The 4,124-nt window shown below is 69.7% G+C and carries 1 protein-coding gene and 1 pseudogene; both read left to right on the plus strand.

What is annotated here, in order from left to right; all coding sequences use genetic code 11:
* Window positions 1–46 precede the first annotated feature (46 nt).
* Window positions 47–3,349: an error-prone DNA polymerase gene (locus tag AC6RA4_RS23730; protein WP_500164506.1), complete on the plus strand. Its 3,303-nt coding sequence runs from the start codon at window positions 47–49 to the stop codon at window positions 3,347–3,349.
* A 398-nt stretch (window positions 3,350–3,747) separates the two neighbouring features.
* Window positions 3,748–4,124 (plus strand): annotated as a pseudogene (locus AC6RA4_RS23735) (cell division protein FtsZ); the annotation flags it as partial.

Consider the following 4,124-nt stretch of genomic DNA (forward strand, 5'->3'; position numbering starts at 1 on the left):
GGGTGGCAAGGACGCCCCCCTCCCCACCGCCTATGCCGAACTCTGCATCACCTCGAACTTCACCTTCCTCACCGGCGCCTCGCACCCGGAGGAGCTGGTGGCGCGCGCCACCGAGCTCGGGCTCTCGGCCCTGGCGATCACCGACCGCAACTCGCTGGCCGGCGTGGTGCGGGCGTGGTCGGCGCTGAAGACCCTGCGCGACGAGGCCGAGCAGGCCTTGCGCATCCGATCGACCGAGCGCACCGATCCGTCCTCGCGCCAGCCCGAGCCCGGCACGCGGGAGATCGCCCTGCGCGCCGGCCGGCTGCTGCCGCGGCTGATCACCGGCTGCCGGCTGGTGCTCGAGGACGAGCCCGTCGAGTGGCTTGCCCTGCCCACCGACCGAGCCGCCTATGAGCGGCTGTCGCGGCTGCTGACGCTGGGCAAGCGGCGGGCGGAGAAGGGCCGCTGCACGCTGCATCTCGCCGATCTCGAAGAGCATGGCCGCGGCCTGATCCTCATTGCCCTGCCGCCCGGCGATCTGGCCCCCGAAGACCTGTCCCGGGCCACCGGCCCCCTCAAGCGGTTGCAGCGGCGCTTCCCGGGGCATGTCTTCCTCGGTGCGCCGCCGCGCTATGACGGCTCGGATCAGGCCTGGTTCGACGCCTGCGCCAGGCTGGCGCTCCGGATGAACACGCCGATGGTGGCGGTGGGCGACGTGCTGATGCACCGCGCGGCGCGGCGCCAGCTTGCCGATGTGCTGACCTGCCTGCGCGAGGGCTGCACCATCGATGCCATCGGCACCCGCGCCCTGCCCAATGCCGAGCGCCGGCTCAAGCCGGCCGCCGACATGGCCCGGCTCTACCGCCGCCACCCCGCCGCCCTGCGCCGCACGCTGGAGATCGCGGCGCGCTGCGCCTTCGATCTCGGCGAGCTCAGCTACGAGTATCCCGACGAGATCGCCGGCGACGAGAGCCCGCAGGCGCGGCTCGAGCGGCTGGCCCATGCCGGGCTCGAGCGGCGCTATCCCGAGGGCGCGCCCGACAAGGTCTTCGACCTGATGGCCAAGGAGCTGCGGGTGGTCGAGGAGCTGGGCTTCGCGGCCTATTTCCTCACCGTGCATGACATCGTCGATTTCGCCCGGTCGCGCGGCATCCTGTGCCAGGGGCGCGGCTCGGCGGCGAACTCGGTGCTGTGCTACCTGCTGGGCATCACCGACGTCAGCCCCGACCTCATCGGCATGGTCTTCGAGCGCTTCATCTCGCGCTACCGCGGCGAGCCGCCCGACATCGACGTCGATTTCGAGCACGAGCGGCGCGAGGAGGTGATCCAGTGGATCTACGAGAAATACGGCCGTCACCGCGCCGGGCTCTGCGCCACGGTGATCCATTTCCGCAGCCGCGCGGCGATCCGCGAGGTCGGCAAGGTCATGGGGCTGAGCCAGGACGTGACGGCGGCGCTCTCGGGGCAGATCTGGGGCCAGTCCAACGGCGGCGCCGAGCCCGAACGCATCCGCGAGCTCGGGCTCGATCCCGGCGACCGGCGGCTGGCGCAGACCATCGGCCTCATTGGCGAGATCATCGGCTTCCCGCGCCACCTGAGCCAGCACGTGGGCGGCTTCATCATCACCCGGGGCCGGCTCGACGAACTCTGCCCGATCGAGAACGCAGCGATGGAGGGCCGCACCGTCATCGAGTGGGACAAGGACGACATCGACGCGCTCGGCATCCTCAAGGTCGACGTGCTCAGCCTCGGCATGCTGACCTGCATCCGCAAGGCCTTTGCCCTGCTCGAGCAGCACGAGGGCCTCACCCACACGCTCGACACCGTGCCCCAGGAGGACGCGGCGACCTACCGGATGCTGCAGAAGGCCGACGCGGTGGGGGTGTTCCAGGTCGAGAGCCGGGCGCAGATGAACTTCCTGCCGCGGATGAAGCCCGCCACCTTCTACGACCTGGTGATCGAGGTCGCCATCGTCCGCCCCGGCCCGATCCAGGGCGGCATGGTGCAGCCCTATATCCGCCGCCGGCAGGGGCTGGAGCGGCCCGAGCCCTTCGGCCCGGCGCTGTCGGAGGTCACCCGCAAGACCCTGGGCGTGCCGCTGTTCCAGGAACAGGCGATGCAGATCGCCGTGGTCGGCGCCGGCTACTCGGCCGAAGAGGCCGACCGGCTGCGCCGCTCGCTGGCCTCGTTCCGGCGCATGGGCACCATCGGCGAGCACCGAGACCGCTTCATCCGCGGCATGCTCAAGAACGGCTACACCCGCGAGGCCGCCGAGCGCTGCTTCACCCAGATCGAGGGCTTCGCCGATTACGGCTTCCCCGAGAGCCACGCCGCCGCCTTCGCCATGCTGACCTATGTCTCGTCCTGGCTGAAATGCCATCACCCGGCGATCTTCGGCTGCGCGCTGCTCAATTCGCAGCCCATGGGCTTCTACGCCCCGGCGCAGATCGTCCGCGACCTGCGCGACCACGGCATCGAGCTGCGCCCGATCTGCGTCAACCACAGCGCCTGGGACAACGTGCTCGAGCGCCGCGCCGACGGCAGCCTGGCGCTGCGGCTGGGGTTTCGCCAGATCAAGGGCTTCCGCGAGGAGGATGCCGGCTGGATCGTGGCGGCGCGCGGCAATGGCTATCCCGATCCCGAAAGCCTGTGGCTGCGGGCGGGCCTGCTGCCCGGCGTGCTCGAGCGGCTGGCCGAGGCCGATGCCTTTGCCGGCATGGGGCTGACCCGGCGCGACGCGCTCTGGCAGGTGCGCGCCATCCGTGCCCCCGCGCCGCTGCCGCTGTTTGCCGATCCGCTCGACGGCGAGGGGCTGCGCGAGCCCGATGTCGAGCTGCCGGCGATGCATCTGGGCGAAGAGGTGGTCGAGGATTACGTCTCGATGCGGCTGTCGCTGCGGGCCCACCCGATGGAGCTTTTGCGGCCCGACCTCCCCGACATCGTGCCGCATTCGGAGCTTGCCAGCACGCCGCTGCGGCGGCTCTCGGTCTGCGGCGTGGTGATCACCCGGCAGCGCCCGGGCACCGCCTCGGGGGTGATCTTCATGACGCTGGAGGACGAGACCGGGGTGTCGAACGTGGTGGTCTGGCCCAAGGTCTACGAGCGTTTCCGCCGCGCGGTGATGGGCGGGCGGCTGTTGCGGGTGACGGGGTACCTGCAGCGCGAGGGCATCGTCACCCACCTGATCGCCGAGAATATCGAGGACCTGTCGTCGCGGCTCGGCGATCTCGGCCACCCGCTCGACGACGCCATCGGCATCACCAGCCCCGCCGCCGACGAGGCGCCGCGCCCGGCACGGCCCGCCCCTGCCGCCAAGCACCCGCGCGAGCAGGCCAAGCGGCTGTTCCCGAGCCGCGACTTCCACTAGCCGCCCCGCCGCGCGCCGCGCGGAACCGTGATCGCAGAAAACCGCAGGACCGCGATTTTCGGGGATGACGCCCGCCCGGCGCTTTGCTAGCTTATCCACAGAACCGCACACAGAGGCGGATTGAGGGGATGTCGAGCAGACCTCCCGACATGACCGAAGCAAGACGATCAGCGACCGTCCCATGGCGCGCCGCCCGCTCTCGTTTTGCGTTAATTTTCGCGCAAACCCCAAAATCTGGGGCGGTCGGCGAAATCCCGCGCGGACTGCGCGGAGCTACACCATATTTCGTGGTGATTTTGCGTTTTTTACGTGACCCGTTGCTAATATGTCGGTAAGAATTGTCGATAAAGGCGCAGGACAGGCGTGTAACAAGTCAAAAACGCAGGCGGAAAAAACACATGACACTCAACCTTTCGATGCCAGGACAGGAAGAGCTGAAGCCCCGGATCACGGTCTTCGGCGTAGGCGGTGCCGGCGGCAACGCCGTCAACAACATGATCGTCCAGCAGCTCGAGGGCGTGGACTTCGTGACGGCCAACACCGACGCTCAGGCGCTGCAGCAGAGCCTTGCGACCTCCAAGGTCCAGCTCGGCATCAAGGTGACCGAGGGCCTCGGCGCCGGCGCCCGCGCCTCGGTGGGCGCAGCCGCTGCCGAAGAGAGCATCGAGCAGATCGTCGACCACCTCGCCGGCGCGCATATGTGCTTCATCACCGCCGGCATGGGCGGCGGCACCGGCACCGGCGCCGCGCCGATCATCGCGCAGGCCGCGCGTGA

The sequence above is a fragment of the Salipiger sp. genome, from assembly GCF_059781815.1.